The 21,342-nt window shown below is 74.5% G+C and carries 20 protein-coding genes and 1 pseudogene; 10 read left to right on the top strand and 11 right to left on the bottom strand.

What is annotated here, in order from left to right; genetic code table 11:
• Positions 1-45: 45 nt before the first annotated feature.
• From ACWPWW_RS10685 to ACWPWW_RS10665, 5 genes are read left to right on the top strand one after another with little or no spacing between them, the layout of a single operon-like run.
• Positions 46-1,410: an extracellular solute-binding protein gene (locus ACWPWW_RS10685; protein ID WP_454050276.1), complete on the top strand. Its 1,365-nt coding sequence runs from the start codon at positions 46-48 to the stop codon at positions 1,408-1,410.
• Positions 1,411-1,412: 2 nt separating this feature from the next.
• Positions 1,413-2,216 (top strand): tyrosine-protein phosphatase, encoded by an 804-nt coding sequence (locus ACWPWW_RS10680; protein ID WP_454050275.1) that lies wholly within the window; start codon positions 1,413-1,415, stop codon positions 2,214-2,216.
• Positions 2,213-3,112, top strand: a complete 900-nt coding sequence (locus ACWPWW_RS10675) for a phosphodiesterase (protein WP_454050274.1) — start codon at positions 2,213-2,215, stop codon at positions 3,110-3,112. The genes ACWPWW_RS10680 and ACWPWW_RS10675 overlap by 4 nt, the downstream gene beginning before the upstream one ends.
• A gap of 6 nt (positions 3,113-3,118) precedes the next feature.
• Positions 3,119-4,135 (top strand): carbohydrate ABC transporter permease, encoded by a 1,017-nt coding sequence (locus ACWPWW_RS10670; protein ID WP_454050273.1) that lies wholly within the window; start codon positions 3,119-3,121, stop codon positions 4,133-4,135.
• A 17-nt stretch (positions 4,136-4,152) separates the two neighbouring features.
• Complete coding sequence (locus ACWPWW_RS10665; protein ID WP_454050272.1) at positions 4,153-5,076, top strand: carbohydrate ABC transporter permease; 924 nt, start codon at positions 4,153-4,155, stop codon at positions 5,074-5,076.
• A gap of 58 nt (positions 5,077-5,134) precedes the next feature.
• Here the strand turns inward: ACWPWW_RS10665 and ACWPWW_RS10660 are convergent, their stop codons facing one another.
• The 3 genes and pseudogenes from ACWPWW_RS10660 to ACWPWW_RS10650 form a co-directional block, all read right to left on the bottom strand.
• On the bottom strand, positions 5,135-5,275 hold the full coding sequence (locus ACWPWW_RS10660; RefSeq protein WP_454050439.1) for an LPXTG cell wall anchor domain-containing protein: 141 nt from the start codon (positions 5,273-5,275) through the stop codon (positions 5,135-5,137).
• Between the two features lie 844 nt (positions 5,276-6,119).
• Positions 6,120-7,697: pseudogene (locus ACWPWW_RS10655) on the bottom strand (glycosyl hydrolase 53 family protein); the annotation flags it as partial.
• A gap of 101 nt (positions 7,698-7,798) precedes the next feature.
• Complete coding sequence (locus ACWPWW_RS10650) at positions 7,799-8,251, bottom strand: ATP-binding protein (RefSeq protein WP_454050271.1); 453 nt, start codon at positions 8,249-8,251, stop codon at positions 7,799-7,801.
• Positions 8,252-8,472: 221 nt separating this feature from the next.
• On the opposite strand from ACWPWW_RS10650, the gene ACWPWW_RS10645 reads away from it, so the two are divergent.
• On the top strand, positions 8,473-9,126 hold the full coding sequence (locus ACWPWW_RS10645; protein ID WP_454050270.1) for a sugar O-acetyltransferase: 654 nt from the start codon (positions 8,473-8,475) through the stop codon (positions 9,124-9,126).
• A 35-nt stretch (positions 9,127-9,161) separates the two neighbouring features.
• Here ACWPWW_RS10645 and ACWPWW_RS10640 read toward each other — a convergent pair whose 3' ends face one another.
• The 4 genes from ACWPWW_RS10640 to ACWPWW_RS10625 all read right to left on the bottom strand — a co-directional run bounded on the left by ACWPWW_RS10640 (position 9,162) and on the right by ACWPWW_RS10625 (position 12,880).
• Positions 9,162-9,641: a GNAT family N-acetyltransferase gene (locus tag ACWPWW_RS10640; protein ID WP_454050269.1), complete on the bottom strand. Its 480-nt coding sequence runs from the start codon at positions 9,639-9,641 to the stop codon at positions 9,162-9,164.
• A 26-nt stretch (positions 9,642-9,667) separates the two neighbouring features.
• On the bottom strand, positions 9,668-10,483 hold the full coding sequence (gene ppk2, locus ACWPWW_RS10635; RefSeq protein WP_454050268.1) for a polyphosphate kinase 2: 816 nt from the start codon (positions 10,481-10,483) through the stop codon (positions 9,668-9,670).
• A gap of 130 nt (positions 10,484-10,613) precedes the next feature.
• Entirely contained in the window at positions 10,614-11,432 is an 819-nt protein-coding gene (locus tag ACWPWW_RS10630) for a nucleotidyltransferase domain-containing protein (protein ID WP_454050267.1), read from the bottom strand.
• A gap of 56 nt (positions 11,433-11,488) precedes the next feature.
• Entirely contained in the window at positions 11,489-12,880 is a 1,392-nt protein-coding gene (locus ACWPWW_RS10625; protein ID WP_454050266.1) for an APC family permease, read from the bottom strand.
• Positions 12,881-13,020: 140 nt separating this feature from the next.
• Here ACWPWW_RS10625 and ACWPWW_RS10620 point away from each other — a divergent pair, with 140 nt between their 5' ends.
• Together ACWPWW_RS10620 and ACWPWW_RS10615 are read left to right on the top strand one after the other, a co-directional pair.
• Positions 13,021-13,356: a YtxH domain-containing protein gene (locus ACWPWW_RS10620; protein ID WP_454050265.1), complete on the top strand. Its 336-nt coding sequence runs from the start codon at positions 13,021-13,023 to the stop codon at positions 13,354-13,356.
• A 13-nt stretch (positions 13,357-13,369) separates the two neighbouring features.
• Positions 13,370-15,127, top strand: coding sequence for an NAD(P)/FAD-dependent oxidoreductase (locus ACWPWW_RS10615; RefSeq protein WP_454050264.1), 1,758 nt, complete (start codon positions 13,370-13,372; stop codon positions 15,125-15,127).
• Here the strand turns inward: ACWPWW_RS10615 and map are convergent.
• Positions 15,078-15,857, bottom strand: coding sequence for a type I methionyl aminopeptidase (map, locus tag ACWPWW_RS10610; protein ID WP_454050263.1), 780 nt, complete (start codon positions 15,855-15,857; stop codon positions 15,078-15,080). The two genes, ACWPWW_RS10615 and map, sit on opposite strands and share 50 nt — an antisense overlap.
• Before the next feature lie 67 nt (positions 15,858-15,924).
• Between map and ACWPWW_RS10605 the strand changes: the two genes are divergently transcribed.
• On the top strand, positions 15,925-16,197 hold the full coding sequence (locus ACWPWW_RS10605; protein WP_454050262.1) for a helix-turn-helix transcriptional regulator: 273 nt from the start codon (positions 15,925-15,927) through the stop codon (positions 16,195-16,197).
• A gap of 58 nt (positions 16,198-16,255) precedes the next feature.
• On the opposite strand, the gene ACWPWW_RS10600 is transcribed toward ACWPWW_RS10605, so the two are convergent.
• Both ACWPWW_RS10600 and ACWPWW_RS10595 read right to left on the bottom strand, forming a co-directional pair.
• Positions 16,256-17,656: a GntP family permease gene (locus ACWPWW_RS10600; protein WP_454050261.1), complete on the bottom strand. Its 1,401-nt coding sequence runs from the start codon at positions 17,654-17,656 to the stop codon at positions 16,256-16,258.
• Positions 17,656-18,198 (bottom strand): gluconokinase, encoded by a 543-nt coding sequence (locus tag ACWPWW_RS10595; protein WP_454050260.1) that lies wholly within the window; start codon positions 18,196-18,198, stop codon positions 17,656-17,658. Before ACWPWW_RS10595 ends, ACWPWW_RS10600 begins: the two co-directional genes overlap by 1 nt.
• Positions 18,199-18,441: 243 nt before the next feature.
• On the opposite strand from ACWPWW_RS10595, the gene ACWPWW_RS10590 reads away from it, so the two are divergent.
• Complete coding sequence (locus ACWPWW_RS10590) at positions 18,442-19,134, top strand: FadR/GntR family transcriptional regulator (protein ID WP_454050259.1); 693 nt, start codon at positions 18,442-18,444, stop codon at positions 19,132-19,134.
• Positions 19,135-19,395: 261 nt separating this feature from the next.
• Here ACWPWW_RS10590 and ACWPWW_RS10585 read toward each other — a convergent pair whose 3' ends face one another.
• The gene (locus ACWPWW_RS10585; protein ID WP_454050258.1) at positions 19,396-21,168 is read right to left on the bottom strand and encodes a pyruvate dehydrogenase; all 1,773 of its coding nucleotides are present in this window, start codon (positions 21,166-21,168) and stop codon (positions 19,396-19,398) included.
• Between the last annotated feature and the right edge of the window lie 174 nt (positions 21,169-21,342).

Genomic DNA, 21,342 nt, shown 5'->3' with positions numbered 1-21,342 from the left:
GCCCCTGAGCACCTCCACCCCACTCAGCAGGAGATGACGACGCCCATGAGCACCCCCATCCGCTCGCGCGCGCTGGCCCTGGCGGGCCTCACCGCGCTCGCCCTCACGGGCTGCGCCACCACTGGTGGCGCCTCCGCCGGGAGCACCACCGACGTGATCCCCGAGCTCGGTCCCGACGAGCAGGTCGAGATCGTCTTCGAGAGCTACAACCTGCTGCAGGCCGGCGCCTGGACGGACACGATCGAGGGCCTGATCGCCGACTTCGAGGCCGAGCACCCGAACATCACCGTCAAGGCCCAGCCCACCCAGGGCGCCGGCGCCGCCGGCAGCAACACCGTCGGCAGCGTCCAGACGCAGATGCTCGCGGGCAACCCGCCGGACGTCGCCCAGCTGACCTTCGACACGCTCGACTTCGCGGTGACCGAGCTCGGCGCCCAGCCGGTGGAGCGCCTGGTCGGCACCGAGGCCGTCGAGGAGGCGCTCGGCGGCGAGCACCCGATGCACGAGCGCGCCGCGACCCTCGGCGACTGGGACGGCGAGCTGTACGGCATGCCGTACGTGTTCTCGACGCCGGTGCTGTTCTACAACGCCTCCGCGCTCGAGGCCGCGGGCCTGCCCGCCGACGTCGACCTGTCCACCTGGGAGGCCGTCGAGGCGGCCGCCGCGACGGTCACCGAGCAGACCGGCAAGCCGTCGATCAGCATCGCCTGCTCGGTCAAGGGCGGCTCCTGGTGCATGCAGGGCATGATCCGCTCCGCGGGCGGCCAGGTGCTCAGCGACGACCGGTCGACGATCGAGTTCGGCGAGGACGGCGCGGTCGCGGCCGTGCAGGAGCTGCGCGACCTGTTCGACGCGGGGGTGCTGGCCAACGAGGACTCGACCGCGCAGTACGAGTCCTTCGCGCGGGGCGACACCGTGTTCCAGCTCAACACGTCGGCGCTGCAGGCGACCTACATGGGCGCGGCAGCCGCGGGCGGCTGGGAGCTGGCCAACACCGGGATGCCGGCGTTCGGCGACCAGCAGGTCGTGCCGACCAACTCCGGCTCGGCGCTGTTCATGTTCAGCCAGGACCCGGCCGAGCAGCGCGCCGCCTGGGAGCTGATGACCTACCTCACCAGCGACCACGCCTACGAGAAGATCTCGACCGGCATCGGCTACCTGCCCCTGCGCACCTCGCTGACCGAGGAGGGCGGCGCGCTGCACGGCTGGACGCAGACCAACCCGCTCGTGCAGCCGAACCTGGACCAGCTGGACGACCTCGAGCCGTGGGTCTCCTACCCGGGCGACTCCTACGTGCAGGTCGACGACCTGCTCGCCACCGCGATCGAGGACTCCGTGTTCTACGGCAAGGACCCCGCCGCCACGATGGCCGACGCGCAGGAGCGCGCCCAGGCCCTGATCGAGGAGTGAGCGTGCCGACTCCGGCCACGGCCGGGACGACCAGCCGCCTGATCGCCCTCGAGGGCACCTACAACCTGCGCGACACGGGCGGCTACCCGGTGCTGGACGCCGACGGGTCGCAGGTCGGCCGCACCCGGTGGGGCACGCTGCTCCGCTCGGACGCGCTGCACCGGCTCACGGAGGGCGACCTCGCCCTGCTCGCGGGCCGCGGCGTGCGCCTGGTCGTCGACCTGCGGGACGCCCGGGAGGTCGAGGGCTCCCCGAGCCGCCTGGACGGCCTCGACGTGACGGTCGAGCACCTGCCGGTGTTCGCCGACGCGGCACCCGCCGCGCTGCTCGACGGCCGGATCGACCTGGCCCGGCTCTACGACGCGCTGGTCGACGACCGCGGGGAGAACCTGACCCGCGCGGTCGCGGCGCTCGCCCGGGTCGACGACGGCGCCGCGATCGTGCACTGCACGGCGGGCAAGGACCGCACCGGCCTGGTCGTGGCGCTCGCGCTGCGGGCGGTCGGCGTCCCGGTCGAGGCCGTGGCCGCCGACTACGCGCTGAGCGCCGACCACCTGGCGGGCGACTGGGCGCAGGCGACGCTCGCGGCGGTCTCGTCCCTGGGCGACCTGTCGCCGGAGGTCGTCGAGATCATCACGGCGAGCCCGGCCCCGGTGCTCACGGCGCTGCTCACCCGCCTGGAGACCGAGCACGGGTCGGCAGCCGCCTACCTGCGCGCCCACGGCCTCACCGACGACGAGCTGGCCGCCCTGCGCGCCCGGCTCGTCGAGCCCCGCACCGACACCGACGAGGAGGACCTGCGATGAGCGCCCTGCACAGCCAGCACGGACTGCCCGACCACACGATCCTGCACATCAGCGACACCCACCTGGTCGGCGACGGCGAGAAGCTGCACGAGGTGATCGACTCCGACGCGAACCTCGCGCTGATGCTCGAGGGCCTGGCGAGGTCGGGCGCGCGTCCCGAGGCCATCGTCTTCACCGGCGACCTGGCCGACACCGGCCGTCCGGACGCCTACGCCCGGCTGCGGGCGATGGTGGAGCCGGCCGCGGCCGCCGTCGGCGCCGAGGTCATCTGGGTGATGGGCAACCACGACGAGCGCGCCGCGTTCCGCTCGGGGCTGCTCGACGAGGCCGGCGACGCCTCGGTCGACCGGGTGCACGACGTCGACGGCCTGCGGGTCGTGGTGCTCGACTCGACCGTCCCGGGCCACCACCACGGGGAGATCGACGAGGTGCAGCTGGAGTGGCTGCGCGACGTGCTCGCCACCCCGGCACCGCACGGCACGCTGCTCGCGCTGCACCACCCGCCGGTGCCGAGCCCGCTCGGGCTGCTGGCGCTCGTCGAGCTGAAGGACCAGGCGCGTCTCGCCGAGGTCGTGCAGGGCACCGACGTGCGCGGGATCCTCGGCGGGCACCTGCACTACTCGACGGCGTCGACGTTCGCCGGGGTGCCCGTGTCCGTGGCGTCCGCCACCTGCTACACGCAGGACCTGCAGGTCCGGTACCCGGCCGCCCGCGGCCAGGACGGCGCGCAGGCGTACAACCTGGTGCACGTCTACGGCGACCGCGTCGTGCACTCGGTGGTGCCGATCGGGCAGTTCCCCACGGTCTACGAGATGACGTCGGAGCAGCTCGACGCGTTCCTGGCGATGTCCGAGGCCGAGCAGCTCGCCGCGGTCGCGGCCTCGGTGGAGGAGTAGCCCGCCGTGTTCGTCACCCTCGACCCCCCGGCCACGGCCGGGCCGGCTGCTCCGGCGGAGGAGGTACGGGCCTCCGTCGCCGGCACCTCCTCCTCCGGTCGGCGGGTGCCGCGCGTCCGCGACGAGCGGCCGGCGCGGGCCCGGTGGGCCGCCCGGCTCACGCCCTACCTGTACCTCGCGCCGGCGGTCGTGCTGCTGGGGCTGTGGGTCTACAAGCCGCTCGTCGAGACGTTCCGGCTCTCGGTCTACGACTGGAACCTGGTCCCGACGGCGCCGATGACCTACGTCGGCCTGGAGAACTACGCGACGGTGCTGGCGCTGCCCGAGCTGCACGACGCGCTGCGGAACACGCTCCTCTACACCGGCGCGTTCCTCGTCTGCTCGGTGGTGCTCCCGCTGGTGCTCGCCCTCGTGGCACGGCGGGTCACCGGGCGGGCGCGCACCTTCTACCAGGCGCTGATCTTCGTGCCGTACCTGATCACGCCGGTCGCGACGAGCGCCGTGTGGCGCTGGCTGTTCGCGGAGGAGGGCGGCGCGCTGACCTCGGCGCTCCGGTCCGCCGGCCTGGACATCGGGAACGTCTTCCGCGACCCGTCGGCCGTCATCTGGGCGGTCATCGTGATCGTCGGCTGGCAGATGCTCGGGTTCGGCGTCCTGGTGGTGTCGGCGGGCCTGGCGGGGATCAACCCCGACTACGCGCACGCCGCCGCGATGGACGGCGCCGGCTCGGCCACCATCACCTGGCGGATCACGCTGCCGCTGCTGTCGCCCACCCTCGTGTTCCTGGCGCTGATGACGATCCTGCTGTCGGCGCAGTGGTCCTACCCGGTGATCGACATCCTCACCCAGGGCGGCCCCGGCACGGCGTCGACGAACATCTACTACCTGCTCTACCAGTTCGGCTTCCGGAACTTCGACGCCGGGCTGTCCGCCGCCGCCGGCACGGTGTTCTTCCTCGGGTTCGGCCTGATCGCGGCCGTGTTCGTGGAGCTCACCGAGCGCCTGAGCTTCTACGACAACTGAGGGACCGAGGCACCGTCATGGCATTCGTCGTCCTGCCCGCCACCGGCGGCACCGCGCCGGGCACCCCGGCCGCGCTCGCACCCGCGCCTGCTGCGGCCGTCGCGGCGCCGGGCCGCACCCGGCGCTCCGCGGTCGCGCGGGTCACCGGCCTCAGCGCGTCGCACGTCCTCCTGGCCGTGCTCGCCCTGGTCAGCGTGTTCCCCGTCTACTGGATGTTCGCCACGGCGCTCCGCGCGCCCGAGGACGCCCTGTCCCAGAGCCCGGTCGTCTGGCCGGTCAGCTGGGACAACCTCGCGTACGTGTGGGACGCCATCCCGCTGGGCCGGATGCTGGCCAACACCTTCGCGATGTCGCTGGTCCTGGCCGCCGCGCAGCTGGTGGTCGCGATCCTGGCGGCGTACGGGTTCGCCCGCTGGTCGTTCCCCGGCCGGAAGGTGCTGTTCCTGCTGTTCGTCGGTTCCTGGCTGGTGCCGTTCCAGGTCACGATGATCCCGAACTACCTGCTGGTCTCGCAGCTGGGCCTGCTCGACACGGTCGCGGGCGTGGTCGTGCCCAACCTCTGCTCCGCGTTCGCGGTGATGCTGATGCGCCAGCACATGCAGGCGTTCCCGTCCGACCTGCTCGACGCGTCGCAGATGGACGGCCGGTCGTCGTGGGGCACGCTCTGGCGGGTGGTCGTGCCGAACATGCGGCCGGCGCTCGCGGCCCTCGCGATCATGCTGTTCATCTCGGCGTGGAACGAGTACCTGTGGCCGTCGCTGGTGCTGCGCTCCTCCGACCAGCTCGTGCAGGTCGGCATCCGCAGCTTCCTCGGGGCCGAGGGCAACAACTGGGGCGCGGTCATGGCGGCCAGCGGCCTGGCCTGCGTGCCGATCCTGCTGATCTACCTGTTCCTGCAGCGGTACGTGGTCGACGCCTTCGTGCGGTCCGGCCTGCGCTGACGTCGCGCACCCGGCGCGCCGGGACGGGCCGACCTGCCCGTCCCGGCGCGCCGTGGCGTCAGGCCCGGTGCGACCGGCGGCGCAGCACGACGAGCGCGACGCCCCCTGCGAGCAGCAGGCCGGCCAGCGCCAGCGCCCCGCCGGGCTCGGCGCCCGTGGTGGCCAGCCCGGCACCGGCGGACGACCCGGCGGCGAGCACGACGACCTCCACCTGCGCGAGCAGCGTCCCGTCGAGGGCGCGCACCTGGACGTGGTGCGTCCCCGCCTCGAGATCCGCCGGCAGCGTGACGGTCACCGTGACGGCGCCGTCGGTGACGGCCGCGCGGGCGAGGGCCCGGTACGTGCTGGCGACGCCGACCTCGACCTCCGGGACCGGCAGCCCGGTCGCCGTGACGGTCACGGTGCCGCCGGCGCGGACGGTGCCCCGGCTGAGCCTCGACCTGCGGGGATGCGGGGGAGGCGGGGGTGGCGGGGGTGGCGGGCGTCGGCTCGGGCGCCGGGGTGGGCGTCGGCGTCGGCTCCGGCGTCGGCTCGGGGGTGGGCTCGGGGTCGACGGGCTGGCCGGCGTCCCGCACCAGCCGGACCTCGTCGACCGTGCCCCAGGCGCCGCTCGACAGGGTGCCGGTCACGTGCACCGTCGCGGTGCCGTCCGCGCCGACGGTCACGGGGACCGACGGCGTCGACCACGCCTTCCAGCCGGTCAGCGCGAACGGCGCCGACGCGGTGCCGGCGGCGGTCGTCGCGCCGAGCAGCAGCGTGTTCCCGGCCGCGGTGCCACCGCCCTGGGCGGTCGCGGTCAGCGTGTACTGCCCCGCGGGCAGGCCGGTGACCTCCTGGCCGAGCGCGAAGGTGTAGTCCGCGTCCGCCCAGAACGAGAGCGCCCGCGCTCCGGCGGCCGCGTCCCCGGTGGCCGTGATCTGCGCGCCGGTGCCGGTCAGCGTCCACGCCGTCGCGGCGGGGTCCTCGAACCCGGGGTCCCGGACGTGGTTCACCGCCTGCACGACGACGGTCGCCGTCACCGCGACCCCGGCGGACGTGGTCCCCGGCACCGGGTACTCGCCCGGGCCGTCGATCGCGCCGAGCACGTCGTCCCAGGTCACGGGCTGCGCCTCGACGGAGCCGTCGTTGTACGTCACCTGCACGGTCGCGGGCAGGGTCACGGGGTCGCCCTCGGTGACCGTGACCCGGACCTGCTCGACCGACGACACGGCGCGCGGCGCGGTCGCCCCGGTCCGGACGTACGAGAACACCCGCAGCGACTCGAGCGCCCGGCCGGAGTCGTCGAACATGGCCTGGTTGTCCCACGCGGAGCCGCCGAAGTGCGCGCCGGCGTCCGCGGGGTCGTACTCGCCGGCGGCCGACGACGCCCAGCCCGAGCCGTGGGTCTCCCAGAGCACCTGGTTGGCAGCCAGCCGGTCCGGCGGGCCGACGGGGATCCACGCGGGCTCCCAGGAGAAGACGCCGATGCCCGCGTCGCCCACGTCGGCGACGGCCTGGACGACGTCGCGGAACGCCGAGGCCTGCCCCTGCACCGAGATCGGGTACTGGTGCGTGGTGGTGTCGGCGGTGATCACGTTCTCGTGCCCGTCGCCGTCCTCGAGCGTGCGGGCCCACGACGTCTCGGCGACCATGACCTGCTTGCCGTACGTGGTGGCGACCTGGGACAGCACCGAGGTCAGGTTGCTCAGCGTGCCGTGCCAGTACGGGTAGTACGAGCTGGCGAACACGTCGTAGTCCACGCCGCGCGCGGCCAGCTCGGCGGCGGCGGTGGCGTACCGCCCGGCCGTCTCGGGGTTGGTGAAGTGCACCGCGACCAGCGCGTCGGGCAGCACGGCCCGGGTCGCCGCGCTGCCGGCGGCGAACAGCTGCGCCATGCCGTCCCAGCCCGTCACGCCGGCGACGCCGTTGTTGGTCTCGTTGCCGACCTGCACCATCCCGACGTCCACGCCGGCGTCGGCGAGCTCGGTGAGGGCGGCCGCGGTGAAGTCGTGCACGGCGGTGGCCTTCTGCGCCACGGTGTACCCGGCCCAGGCCTTCGGTGCCTGCTGCTTCGCGGGGTCGGCCCAGAAGTCGGAGTAGTGGAAGTCGACCAGGACGCGCATGCCGTGCTCGGTCGCGCGCCGCCCGATCTCGACCGCGCGGGCGACGTCGACGGTCCCGCCGCCGTAGCCCCGGCCCTGGGCGTCGTACGGGTCGTTCCACACCCGGACGCGCACGTAGTTGACGCCGGAGTCGGCGAGCACGGCGAACAGGTCGGCCTCGGCGCCCGAGGCGTCGCGGTAGACGACGCCGCTGGCCTCCTGCGACAGGACCGACGACACGTCGACGCCGGTGATGAAGTCGTCGCCGAGTCCCTCGACCTTCGGCACGACGATGCCGGCCTCGACCGGGCCGGCCGGGTCGCCCGGGCCGTCGTCCGCGGCGGCGGGTGGTGCGGTGATCAGGAGCGCGGCAGCGGCGGCGAGCGCCGCCAGCCTGGTGGAGCCGCGGGGGAGTGCGTGCACGGGTGTCCTCTTCCGTCGAGCGTCGTCGTTCGCGGGGCCCGCACGGACCGTGCGGACGGCGACGTCGACGTCCGGCGGGTGAAGGGACTGTAAGCGGTCACAGTCGCCGGTGACCATCCCTGTGCCGTGATTTCCCGCTTGACGCAGTCAGCAGGGACGCCGCACCTGTGACCGTGCACAGTCACGGGCCACGCCAGCAGCGAGGCCCGCCCGCGCGCTCAGTGCTGCGCGGGGAACGTCGCCCAGACGTGCTTGGTCGACTCCGTCGTGTACCAGCCGACGTCCTGGGACAGCCGGCGCGCGATCAGCAGCCCGAAGCCGCCCGCTCCGGACGGCCGCTCGCCGGCGATCACCGGCGCGCCGTCGAGGTTGCTGTCGCACACGTCCAGCAGGTAGTCCTGCGCGTCCACGTGCAGGGACAGCAGCGTCGGCGGGTGCCCGTGCTGGAGGGCGTTCGTCGCCAGCTCGGAGGCGACGAGCACCATGTTCTCCGGCACCCGGCCCAGCCGGAGCTGCGGCTCGGCGTGCGGGGCCGTCACCTCGTGCAGCAGCTCCTTGCGCACGCGGGACAGGTCGGTCACGGAGTCCAGCGACCACTGCCGTACCGGGGCGAACCGCTCCGGAGGTCGGGACGGATCCAGTCCGGCGTCGGCGGTCGGACGCACGCTCATCTCGTCACCCTGCTGTGCCACGGTGTCCTCCATGGTCTCGGGGGTGGGTTCCCGACGACGGTAGGGCGCCCCCGGAGCGAGCGCCACCGGGGCCCGCGGGGTGGTCGCCGCCCCCCGCGCCGCCTGACCAGCGGGGCGGCCGGACCCGGCAGGAGAGGCAGGATGGTCCCGCCCGGCGCGAGCCCGACGCCGGCGCCGACGACCCGACGAGAGGCCTGGGGATGGACGACCGCGAGCGCGAGGTGCGCCGCCGCATGGACGCGCACGAGCTGTACACCGACGCCGGCCCGGGTCTGGAGGCGCTGGACGAGGAGCGTGTCCGCGGCAAGGAGCTCGTGCACGACTTCAACGCCACCCGCCCGCGGGAGACCGAGGAGCGGCAGCGGCTGCTCCGGGAGCTGCTCGGCAGCGTGGGCGAGCGCGTCTGGGTCGAGCCGCCGCTCCGCGTGATGTACGGGCACCGCGTGCACCTCGGCGACGACATCTTCGTCAACGTCGGGCTGACCCTGGTGGACGACGTCGAGGTGCACGTCGGCGACCGCGTGATGTTCGCGCCGAACGTCACCGTCACCACGACCGGTCACCCGGTGCACCCCGACCTGCGCCGGGACGGGACCCAGTTCTCGGCGCCGGTGCACATCGAGGACGACGTCTGGATCGGCTCCGGCGCGGTGATCCTGCCGGGCGTGACGATCGGGCGCGGCTCCGTCGTCGGCGCGGGGGCGGTCGTCACCGCGAACGTGCCGCCGGACGTCGTCGTCGGGGGCGTGCCGGCGCGGGTGATCCGGGCGATCACCGACGCGGACCGCGAGTTCCGGTACCGCCCGCCGCGCGACCTGCCGCCGCTGCCGACGGAGCCGCTCCCGCTGCCCTGACCTCGCGGGCCGGCGCGGGCTCGTGCGGCCCCGGATCAGCGGGGCGTCAGGTCCAGCGTCATGAACACCGACGCGTCGCTCGGGCGGTACGAGCCGTAGGGGCCGCACGCGACGAACCCGGCCCGCGCGTACAGGGCCCGGGCGGCGGCGAACCCCTCGCCGGGGCCGGTCTCCAGGCTGATGCGGGTGTACCCGCGGTCGACGGCCAGGTCGACCAGGTGCGCGAGGAGCGACCCGGCCACGCCTCGACGGCGTGCGGCGTCCGCCGTGTGCATCGACTTGACCTCGCCGTGCCCGGGCTCGATCGCCGCGAGCGCGCCGACACCGAGCAGCGGGCCGCCGGCGCCGTCGCGGGCGCTGACGAAGGTGATGTGCGGGGCCACCAGGGCGTCGACGTCGAGCGCGTGCACGTCCTCCGGCGCGCTCTGCGCGTACATGAGCTCGAGGTGGCGGGTCAGCAGCGCGACGACGTCGGGGGAGCGGGGGTCGTCGGGGGCGATCGCGAGCGTGTTCATCGCCGGCGACGGTACAACGCACCGGGTCAGGCGTCCGCCTCGGGGTCACCCAGCAGACGCGCGGCGTGGTCCGGGACCGACGTGAACAGCTCCCGGGGCGGGCGCGTGTAGTCGTCGGCCGGCGGGCGTGCCGGCAGGTGCACCGGCTCGTGCGGGACCTCGCGGTACGGGATCGTCGACAGCAGGTGGGCCATCATGTTGAGCCGCGCGTTGCGCTTCCTGTCCGACTCGACGACGAACCACGGGCTCTCCGGCGTGTCCGTGTGCGCGAACATCTCGTCCTTGGCGCGGGAGTACTGCTCCCAGCGGGCGATGGACTCCAGGTCCATCGGGCTGAGCTTCCAGCGGCGCACCGGGTCGTCCAGGCGGGACCGGAACCGCTTGAGCTGCTCGGAGTCGGAGACCGAGAACCAGTACTTGCGCAGCAGCACGCCGTCGTCGATCAGCATCCGCTCGAACGTCGGCGCCTGCTGCAGGAACCGCTCGTGCTCCGCGGGGGTGCAGAACCCCATGACCTTCTCGACGCCGGCGCGGTTGTACCAGGACCGGTCGAACAGGACCATCTCCCCGGCGGCGGGCAGGTGCGAGACGTAGCGCTGGAAGTACCACTGGCCGCGCTCGCGCTCGGTCGGCGCGGGCAGGGCGGCGATCCGCGCGACGCGCGGGCTGAGGTACTCGCTGATCCGCTTGATCGTGCCGCCCTTGCCGGCAGCGTCCCGGCCCTCGAAGACGACCGCGACGCGGGCGCCGGTCGCGCGCACCCACTCCTGCAGCGTGACCAGCTCGGACTGCAGGCGGAACAGCTCGGCCTCGTACACGCCCTTGGGCACCTTCGGCGTCATGGTCGGACCGTACGCCCGCGACGTCCGGACCGGGAGAGGCGCACGGCAGCGCGAGGTGGCGGAGACCGTGCGTGCGCTCGTGCTCCCGGAGGACGCCAGGTCCGGCAGCGGGACCGTCACGGGCACGCGCTCACCGAGGCTCCTCCCCAGGATCGACCCCGGCGTGCGACACGTCGTCATCCCGCTCGCGCCCCAGCAGGCGCGCCTCCCCGACGGCGGCGAGCAGCGCGTCCGGCTCCGCGCCCAGCCCGAGCACGACGTCGTCGACGCCGCGCAGCGCCGCCCGGTCGAGCAGCCGCTTCTCGTTGGTCACCCACTCCCCGCGCGCGGCGAGCACCGCGTGCGCGCGCTGCGTCACGGCGACGGCGATCTGCCCGGCGCACTGGGCGACCCGACCGGCGCGCGCGTGCTGCTCGGCGGCGTCGAGGGTCCAGTCGGCCCGGGCGTCCCACACCTCGGGCGCGGCCCGGCGGAGCGCCGCCGGGAAGCCCGGGCGGGGCAGGCTGCCGCGCAGCACCCGGTGGCCGGCCAGCTCGGCGACCACGACGTAGGTCGGGAACCCCGCCAGGTGGAACAGCAGCGGCTCGATGTCGAACTCCCCGCGCTCGGCCCGGCCCACCTCCCGCTCCACGACCGCGAGGTCCCGGTAGTGCACGTCGACCCGCCGCCCCTCGACGGTCAGCCACGCACCTCCGTTGAACACCCCGCCGCCCCAGCCGCCGACCTCGAACACGTGGCCGTCCCAGCCGACGTCGCGCAGGTGCTGCGGGTCGAAGCTGCCGCGGTAGTAGACGGCGAGGTCCCAGTCGCTGTCCGGCCGGGCCGTCCCCTGCGCGCGGGACCCGCCCAGCGACACGGCCTCCACCGCCGGCAGGGCGGCCAGGGTGTCGGCGAGGCGCGCGAGGAAGGCGTCGTCGTCCGGGAGCGGGCCCTGCGTCGTTGGGAGCACGTCCCCCACCCCACCAGAGACAGGCCGCCCCCGGGAAGCCCGGACCGGGGGCGTGGTCAGCCCGTCAGCGCGGTGTCGTCCGCGTCGACCCGTCCGACCACCAGCCGGTTCACCAGGTACAGCACGACGCCGATCGCCAGCAGCACCCCCGCCCGCAGGTAGACCGACCCCTCGCGCCCGGTGAGCGGTGAGGCGAGCACCAGCGAGACGACCGCGCCGACCACCGGCGCCCAGGTGGGGGCGCGGAACGAGCGGGCGGAGTCGCCCTCGACCCGCTCCGGGCGGTCGTCGGCGGTGTCCGGGCGGCGCCGCAGCACCAGCACCGCGACGTTGACGACGGCGAACACCAGGAGCAGCAGCAGGACCGTCGTGTCCGCGAGGTCCCCGAGGTCACCGGTGGCGGTCAGGGTGAGGGCGAGCACGACGGTGAACGCGATCGCGGTGACCGGCGTCCGGCGGCGCGAGTGCACCCGGCCGAGGACCGCGGGCACGATCCGCTCCCGCGCCATCCCGTAGACCAGGCGCGACGCCATCATCATGTTGATCAGCGCCGTGTTCATCACGGCGAGCAGGGCGATGAGCGCGAACAGCCACGGCGGGAACGCCACGCCGGCGACCTTCACGACCTCGAGCAGCGGCCCGGTGGACCCGACCAGCACGTCCGTCTCGACCAGCATCGAGGCGGTGAACGCGACGGCCAGGTAGATCGCCCCGGCGACCAGCAGCCCGCCGAACAGCGCCCGGGGGAAGTCGCGCCGCGGCTCCTTGGCCTCCTCGGCGAGGTTGACCGAGTCCTCGAAGCCGAGCAGCGCGTAGAAGGCCAGTGCCGTGCCGCCGAGGACGCCCATCCAGGCCGGCCCCGGGGTCTCGAGCTGGAGCGCGCGGCCCGGGTCGCCCTCGCCCTGCAGCAGCGCCCACACCCCGATGCCGATGATCACGAGCAGCCCGCTGGCCTCGATCAGCGTCAGCACCACGTTGACCCGCACCGACTCCGAGACGCCGAGCACGTTGACCAGCGTGATGAGCCCGAGGAACACCCACGCCGCCACCAGCGTCGGCACGCCGAACGGCAGCAGCTCGGTCAGGTAGTCCCCGCCGAACGCGCGGGCCGCGGCCGAGGCGCTGGTGATGCCGGACATCATCACGGCGAACGCCACCAGGAAGGTGAGGAACGGCCGACGGAACGCGCGGTTCGCGTACAGGGCGGCGCCCGCGGCCCGCGGGTACCGGGCGACGAGCTCCGCGTACGCGGTCGCGGTCAGCGCCGCCAGCACGAACGCGAGCAGGAACGGCAGCCAGATCGCGCCGCCGACCTCCTCCGCGACGGTGCCCGTGAGCGCGTAGATGCCCGCTCCGAGGATGTCCCCGACCACGAACAGCAGCAGCACGGTGCGGCCGATCGTCCGCCGGAGCGCCGGCTGCTCGGCCACCTGCGTGGATCCCGCCATGCCGCACCACCTTCCCTGGTCCCGGGGACACTGTGCTCCGGGACGTCGCTCCCCGCTCGCCGACCCGCTCACCCTGCGGGCCGCGACACCCGCGCCTACGCTCGGTCGGACCACCAGACAGGCGATCCAGGAGGTCAGGCATGAAGGGCAAGCTGGCATTCGTGCTCGGGGCGGGCGTGGGCTACGTGCTCGGCACCCGGGCGGGCCGTGCGCAGTTCGAGAAGATCAAGGGCTGGGCCTCCGACGCGTGGCACGACCCGCGCGTGCAGTCCACGGTCGACGACCTCGAGTCGACGGCGACGCGGTTCGCCAAGGACCAGGGGGTCGCGCTGAAGGACAAGGCCGTCGACGCGGTGAAGAGCGCGGTGTCCCGCTCCTCGGACGACGACGCCGGCAGCCCCGGCACGGCCGGCACCCCCGGTACGCCGGTCAACCCGGGCGTCCCGGAGACGCCGCCGCCGGCGAGCCAGATCTGAGCGGAGCGCCCCGGTGGCCGCGCGGACCTCGCTGTGGTGGGACCGGCGCCCGTCGCCGGCGCACCCGCACCACCTCGCACCCGGCGAGGGCGCGCACCCGGGCGACGAGCCGGTGGACGTGGTCGTCGTCGGGGCCGGCCTGACCGGTCTGACGACCGCGCTCCTGCTGACCCGGGCGGGCAGCCGCGTCACGGTGCTCGAGGCCCGCACGGTGGGCGCGGGCACCACGGGGCGCAGCACCGCCAAGGTCAGCCTGCTGCAGGGCGACCGCCTGGCCGGCCTGGCCCGCGTGCACGACGACCGGGTGGTCGCCGCGTACGCCGAGGCCAGCGCCGAGGGCAAGGACTGGCTGCTGCGCTACCTCGACGACCACGAGGTGCCGTACCAGCGGCGCGAGGCGCTCACGTACGCGACGACCGCCGAGGGGCGGGACCGGGTCGAGGCCGAGCTGGCGGCCGCGCAGCGCGCCGGGGTGCCCGTCGGCTGGCGGCGCAGCACCGACCTGCCCCTGCGGGTGACCGGCGCGATCGGCCTGGCCGACCAGGCCCAGGTCGACCCGCTGGACGTGCTGGGGGCGCTCGCGGCCGACGTCGTGGCCCGCGGCGGGCGGATCGTCGAGGGCGTGCGCGTGGTCGGCACCCGGCGCGGTCCGGGCGACGGCGTGGTCCTGCGGACGACGGCCGGCGACGTGGGCGCCGACCACGTGGTGCTCGCCACCGGCACCCCGGTGCTCGACCGCGGCGGCGCGTTCGCCCGGCTGCACCCGCAGCGGTCGTACGCGCTCGCGTTCCGGGTGCCCGGGCCGCCGCCGGCGAGTATGTCGATCTCCGTGGACCCGGACCCGCGCTCCGTGCGCTCGACCCCGGCCCTGGCCGGTCCCGGGCTGGAGCGGCCGCCGGTGCTGCCGGGCGACGCGCCCACGGCCGTCGCCCCGACGACGCCGGACCTGCTGCTGGTCGGCGGTGCGGGCCACCCGGTCGGCCGCCGGGTACCGACGGGCGCGTCCGTCCGCATGCTGACCGGCTGGACGCAGGAGCACTTCCCCGGCGCCGCGCTGACGCACGTCTGGTCGGCGCAGGACTACACGTCGGCCGACGGGCTGCCGCTGGTCGGCCGCCTGCTGCCGAGCGACCCGCGGGTGCACGTCGCCACCGGGTACGCGAAGTGGGGGATGACGACGGCGGTCGCGGCGGCCCTGGTGCTCGCCGCCGACCTGCTGGGCCACCACCCGCCGCGCTGGGCCGAGGCCTGGCGGCCGCTGGGCCGGCACGAGCTCGCCGGCCTGGGCGACGCCGCCCGGCTCAACGGGGCGGTCGCGCGCGCTGCTCGCGGGCTGGACGGCGCCGCGACCCGCTGCCGGTGCCCGGCCCGACCCGCCGGAGGGCCAGGGCGGCGTCGAGCGCACCGGGCTGCGGCCGGAGGCGGTGTGCACGGTCGGGGGCGTCACCCGCCGGGTGTCCGCGGTCTGCACGCACCTCGGCGGCGTCGTCACGTGGAACCAGGTCGAGGGCTCGTGGGACTGCCCGCTGCACGGCAGCCGGTTCGCCCCCGACGGCGAGGTCCTGGAGGGCCCCGCCACCCGCCCGCTCGCCCCGCGCGGCTGACGGCCGGCGAGGCCGCCGCGAGGCCGCCGCGAAGCCGCCGCGAGGTCGAGGGTTCGGCGGTGCGGCCGGCGTGTCGCGCGACGTGGCGGTGCGGAACCGTCGACCTCGCGGGCCGGGTCAGCGCGCCGAGGTGGGGAGGGTCAGGATCTCGGCGCCGTCGTCGGTGATGGCGATGGTGTGCTCGCTGTGCGCGGTGCGGCAGCCGGTCGCGCTGCGGAGCGTCCAGCCGTCGGCGTCCGTGACCAGCTCGTCCGTGTCCGCCATGATCCACGGCTCGAGCGCCAGCAGGAGCCCCGGGCGCAGCCGGTACCCGCGGCCGGGCCGGCCGGTGTTCGACACGTGCGGGTCCTGGTGCATGGTCGACCCGATGCCGTGCCCGCCGAACTCGACGTTGACCGGGTAGCCCGCCTCGGTCAGCACGGAGCCGATCGCGTGCGACAGGTCGCCGATGCGCGCGCCGGGGCCGGCCGCCGCGATGCCCGCGGCCAGCGCCCGCTCGGTCGCCTCGATCATCGCCAGGTCCTCGGGCCGCCGCGACGCCCCGACGACGAAGCTGATCGCGGAGTCCGCCGCGACGCCGTCGAGCAGCACGGCGAGGTCGAGCGTCACGAGGTCGCCGTCCCGGAGCGCGTAGTCCCGGGGGAGCCCGTGCAGCACGGCGTCGTTGACCGAGGTGCAGATGTAGTGGCCGAAGGGTCCGCGACCGAACGACGGGGCGTAGTCGACGTAGCAGGACTGCGCGCCGGCGGCGAGGATCATCTCCTGGGCCCACCGGTCGATCTCCAGCAGGTTGGTGCCGACGGTCGCACGCGCCTTCGCCGTGTGCAGGATGTCGGCGACCAGGGTGCCCGTGACGCGCGCCCGGGCGACCTCGGCGGGGTCGAGGATCTCGATCATGCGGGTGTCCTTCGCGCGGTTCGGATAACAATACCGGCCAGACTATACCGGGACTAGGATCGGCGGCATGGTCCGGCTCCCGCTCACCCCCGCCGAGCTCGAGCGCGGGCAGCGCCTCGGTGCCCTGCTGCGCCGCGCCCGCGGCGAGCGCTCGATGCTGGAGGTCGCGCTCGACGCGCGGGTCTCGCCCGAGACGCTGCGGAAGATCGAGTCGGGCCGGGTCGCGACGCCGGCCTTCCCGACGGTCGCGGCGATCGCCGACGTCCTCGGCCTCTCGCTGGACGCCGTGTGGGCCGAGGTCAACCGGCTCGAGCGGGACGACCGGCTCGTCTCCCGGTGACGACGAGGGCCCCGCCGGTCACGACCGGCGGGGCCCTCGTCGCGGGCGGTGGAGCCCGCTAGATCACGAGGCTGAGCAGCAGCACCACGATCAGCGCCGTCACCGACAGCACGCACTCCATCAGCGACCAGGTCTTGAACGTCTGGCCGACCGTCATCTTGAAGTACTCCTTGACCAGCCAGAACCCGGCGTCGTTCACGTGGCTGAGGAACACCGAGCCCGCGCCGATCGCCAGGACCATGAGGGCGACGTGCGTCGGCGACAGGTCGGCGGCCAGCGGCGCGACGATGCCCGCGGCGGTCACGGTGGCGACCGTGGCCGAGCCGGTGGCCACGCGGATCAGCACGGCGACCAGCCAGGCCGCGAGCAGCGGGGAGATCGGCGCGTCCGCGAGGCCCTTGGCGATGACGTCGCCGACGCCGGAGTCGACCAGCGTCTGCTTGAAGCCGCCGCCGGCGCCCACGATCAGCAGGATCGACGCGATCGGGGCGAACGAGGAGTCCACCAGCTTGCTGACCTGGCTGCGGTCGCGGCCCTGCCGCGTCCCGAGCAGCACCAGCGACACCAGGGTCGTGATGAGCAGCGCGACCAGCGGCGTGCCGACGAAGTCGAGCACCTGACCGACGCCGGACTCCTGGAAGCCCACCGTCTCGGCCAGCGTGCGGGCCAGCATCAGGACGACCGGCAGCAGGACGACGGTGATCGCGACGGCGAACGACGGGCGGCGGTCGGTGTCCTCGCGCTCGGAGCCGCCGAGGATCTCCGTCGGCGGCGCGAGCGGCACCCAGCGGGCCATGGGCTTGGCCAGCAGCGGTCCGGCGATCGCGACGGTCGGGATCGAGACGAGCAGGCCGAGCCCGAGGGTGAGGCCGAGGTCCGCGCCGAGGGCGTCGATCGCGATCAGCGGGCCGGGGTGCGGCGGCACCAGGCCGTGCAGGGCGGACAGGCCGGCCAGCGCCGGGATGCCGACGACGATCATCGACACCTTGGACCGGCGGGCCACGAGCATGACGACGGGGATCAGCAGCACGACGCCGACCTCGAAGAACAGCGGGATGCCGATGATGAACGCCGCGAACGCCATCGCCCACGGCAGGCGCTGGACGGGCGTCCTGGCCAGGATCGAGTCGACGATCTGGTCGGCGCCGCCGGAGTCGATCAGCATCTTGCCGATGATCGCGCCGAGGGCGATGAGGATGCCGACGCCGGCGACGGTGGTGCCGAGCCCCACGGTGAAGGACGCGAACGCGTCGACGTAGGGCAGGCCCGCGGCGACGGCGAGGACGCCGGCACCGAGCATCAGGGCCAGGAACGGGTGCAGCTTGAGCCACACGATGAGCAGCACGATCACCGCGATGCCGATGACGGCGGCGACGATCAGCCGGGTGTCGGAGACGGCGGGTGCGTCCTCGGCAGCGGCGGCCAGCAGCGTCGTGGCTGCGGCGGGGAGCGTGAGCATCAGGCCTCCTCAGCGGCCACGCGCGCGGTGGCCGGGTCGATGCCGAGCTCGCGCAGGGCGGCGTCGGCGACGGAGTGGGGGGACACCTCGACCGGGACCAGCACGCCGTCCTCGGCGTCGGTCAGCGGCTCGAGCGTCTGGAACTGCGACGGCAGCAGCGACGGCGGCATGAAGTGGCCGGCGCGGCCCGACAGGCGGTCGCCGATGGACTCGATCGTGCCGGTGAGGTGCACGAACCGGACCCGGCCCTCGGCCTCGCGGAGCACGTCGCGGTAGGCGACGCGCAGGGCGGAGCAGGTGACGATGGTCGACCGCCCGGCGCGGGTCTGCTCGGTGAGCCAGTCGCGCATCGCGCGCAGCCAGGGCCACCGGTCCTCGTCGGTCAGCGGGGTCCCCGCCGACATCTTGTCGATGTTGGCCTGCGGGTGGAACTCGTCGGCCTCGGCGAACGGCCAGCCGAGCCGCTCGGCGAGGATCTGGGCGGTCGTGGTCTTGCCCGACCCTGAGACACCCATCACCACCAGGTGCTGGACCTCCGGCATGGCAGCCCCTCCTTGACGTCGTTGTCCGGGCGGCGAGCGTCCGGCGCCCTCGGATCGCCCCGGGGCGCCGCACACTCTGGCACAAAGGTGCGATCTTTGGAAGTCAAAGGTCATACCTGTCGGTCGACGCCCTGGTCTGACGCCTGCCCTCCGTCCCGTGTGCGACCCTGGCACGGCTGCCAGCACCCCGCGCGCCGACGACGCCGGGACCGGCCGCTTGACCAGGTCGAAAGGGGGCACCGCGTGGCTGCGGAGGTGCTGCACAGCACCGTGCTCGAGGTGGTCGGCGCGGAGATCACCGCCGGCACGCTGCCCGAGGGCGCGGTGCTCACGCTGGAGCAGCTGCAGCAGCGGTTCGGCATCTCCCGCACCGTCGCCCGGGAGACCATGCGGTCGCTCGAGCAGCTCGGGCTGGTCACGTCCCGGCGCCGGGTGGGCCTCGTCGTCCGGCCCGCCGAGGACTGGATGGTCTTCGACCCGCGCGTGATCCGCTGGCGGCTCGCCGGGCCCGGCCGGCTCGGGCAGCTCCGGTCGCTCACCGAGCTGCGCGCGGCCGTCGAGCCCGTCGCCGCCGCGGCCGCCGCCCGGCACGCCGACGGCGAGGAGGTCGACCGGCTGCTCGCGCTCGTCGCCCGGATGCGGGAGCTCGGCGAGGCCGGCCGGCTCGAGGAGTTCCTCGCCTGCGACGTCGAGTTCCACGCGCTGCTGCTGCGCGCCGGGCGGAACGAGATGTTCGCCGCGCTGGTCGACGTGGTCGCCGAGGTCCTGGCCGGGCGCACCCGTCACGGGCTGATGCCGGCGCACCCGCGGCCCGAGGCCCTCGACGCGCACGACGCCGTCGCCGCGGCGATCCGTGCGCGCGACCCCGAGGCCGCCGAGCGGGCGATGACCGTGATCACGGCCGAGATCCGCGCCGCGCTCGGCGACCTGCACTGACCCCCCGAAGCCCGCCCCGCCCCGCCCCGCCCCGCTCCGCTCTGCCCCACCCGGACCCCGCCCCCCACCCCGCCCCGACCCCGCCCCGCCCCCGCCCGACCCGTTCGCCGAGGTAGTGCGTACGCGCCGAGGTAGTGCGGGATGTCGCACTACCTCGGCGACGGCGCACTACCTCGGCGTGAGGGCGTGGTGGTGGTGGGCCGGGGGCGTGGGGGCCGGGGGCGTGGGGGGGGGTGGGGTGGGGTGGGGCGGGTGTGGGGGTCAGGGGCGGGGGACGTTGCGGAGGTTGGAGCGGGCCATCGCCATGACCTCGCCCATGCCGCCGCCGAGGATCTCCTTGCTCATGGCGGCGGTGAAGCCGCTGACCTGCTGCCGCGTGATCTTGGGCGGCAGCGACAGCGCGCGCGGGTCGGTGACCAGGTCGACCAGCGCGGGGCCGTCGTGCGAGAACGCCTCGCGCAGCGCTGTACGGATCTGGGCCGGGTCCTCGACGCGCACGGCCGGGATGCCGACCGCCCGCGCGACGGCCGCGTAGTCGATGGCCGGGGAGTCGGTGCCGAAGCTCGGCAGGCCGTCGACCAGCATCTCCAGCCGGACCATCCCGAGCGTCGCGTTGTCGAACAGGATGATCTTGACCGGCAGCTGGTAGTGCACCAGCGTGATCAGCTCGCCGAGCAGCATCGACAGGCCGCCGTCGCCGGCGATCGCCACGACGTGCTTCTGGCCGGCACCGCCGTCCCGGGCCGCGAACGCCGCGCCGATCGCGTGCGGCACGGCGTTGGCCATCGACCCGTGCAGGAACGACCCGATGACGCGCCGCCGCCCGTTGGGCGTGAGGTAGCGCGCGGCCCACACGTTCCCCATGCCGGTGTCGACGGTGAACACCGCGTCGTCGGCGGCCTCCTCGTCGAGCAGCACGGCGGCGTACTCGGGGTGGATCGGCGTGTGGTGCTCGACGTCCTTGGTGTAGGCGCCCACCACGCCGGACATCGCCTTCTCGTGCTTCTTGAGCATCTGGTCCAGGAACCGGCGCGACTTCTTGCGGCCGACCAGCGGCAGCAGCGCGCGGACGGTCTCGCCGACGTCGCCCACGACGGCGAGGTCGGTGCGGGTCCGGCGGCCCAGGCGGGTGGGTTCGATGTCGACCTGCGCGGTGCGCACGTCGGCGGGCAGGAACTGGTCGTACGGGAAGTCCGTGCCGAGCAGGATCAGCAGGTCGGCCTCGTCCATCGACGCCTGCAGGGCGCCGTACCCGAGCAGGCCCGTCATGCCGACGTCGAAGGGGTTGTCGTACTGGATGTGCTCCTTGCCCCGCAGGCTGTGGCCGACCGGGGCGGCGATCGTGTCCGCGAGGGCGATCACGTCGTCGTGCGCGCCCCGCACGCCCGCGCCGGCCAGGATCGTGACCTTCTTGGCGCCGTCGATCGCGTCGGCGAGCGCGGCCACGTCCGCCTCGGCCGGGACCACGCGCGGCGAGCGAGGGCGGGTCAGCGTGTCGGGAGCAGGGGCCGGGGCCTCGAGGTCGGCGACGTCGCCGGGCAGCGTGATCACGGCGACGCCCGGGGCGCCGTAGGCGTGGTGGATCGCGCTGCGGATGACGCGCGGCGCCTGCGCGGGCGACGTGATCATCTCCGAGTACACGGAGCACTCGACGAACAGCCGGTCGGGGTGCGTCTCCTGGAAGAACTGCGTGCCGATCTGCGTGCTGGGGATGTGCGAGGCGATGGCCAGCACCGGGACCCGGCTGCGGTTCGCGTCGTACAGGCCGTTGATCAGGTGCAGGTTGCCCGGCCCGCACGAGCCGGCGCACACCGCGAGGTTCCCGGTGATCTCGGCCTCCGCGGCGGCGGCGAACGCGGCGGCCTCCTCGTGCCGGACGTGCACCCACTGGATGTCCACGCCGTCCTTCTGGAACCGGCGGACCGCGTCCACCACCGGGTTGAGGCTGTCTCCGACGATGCCGTAGATGTGCTTCGCGCCGGCCGCCACCACCTGGGCGACGAGCTGGTCGGCCACCGTGCTGCTGCGTGCCACGCTGCGCTCCTGTCGTTGTCGTGTGGAGCCATATTCGTCCCATGAATCGGCGCCGTGCCACCCGGGGACGCTGTCTCGCCGGTCACGCACGGCCCCTCCAGCCTGGCGCGGACCCGGCCCGGCGGCACCTCGGGCGGCACGGCACCGCCACCCGGTGCGCGCGCAACCTGGTGA

The organism is Cellulomonas sp. Marseille-Q8402, assembly GCF_965119525.1.
The sequence above is the reverse complement of the archived record's forward strand: the minus strand, read 5'-3'. Positions and strand labels throughout refer to the sequence as shown.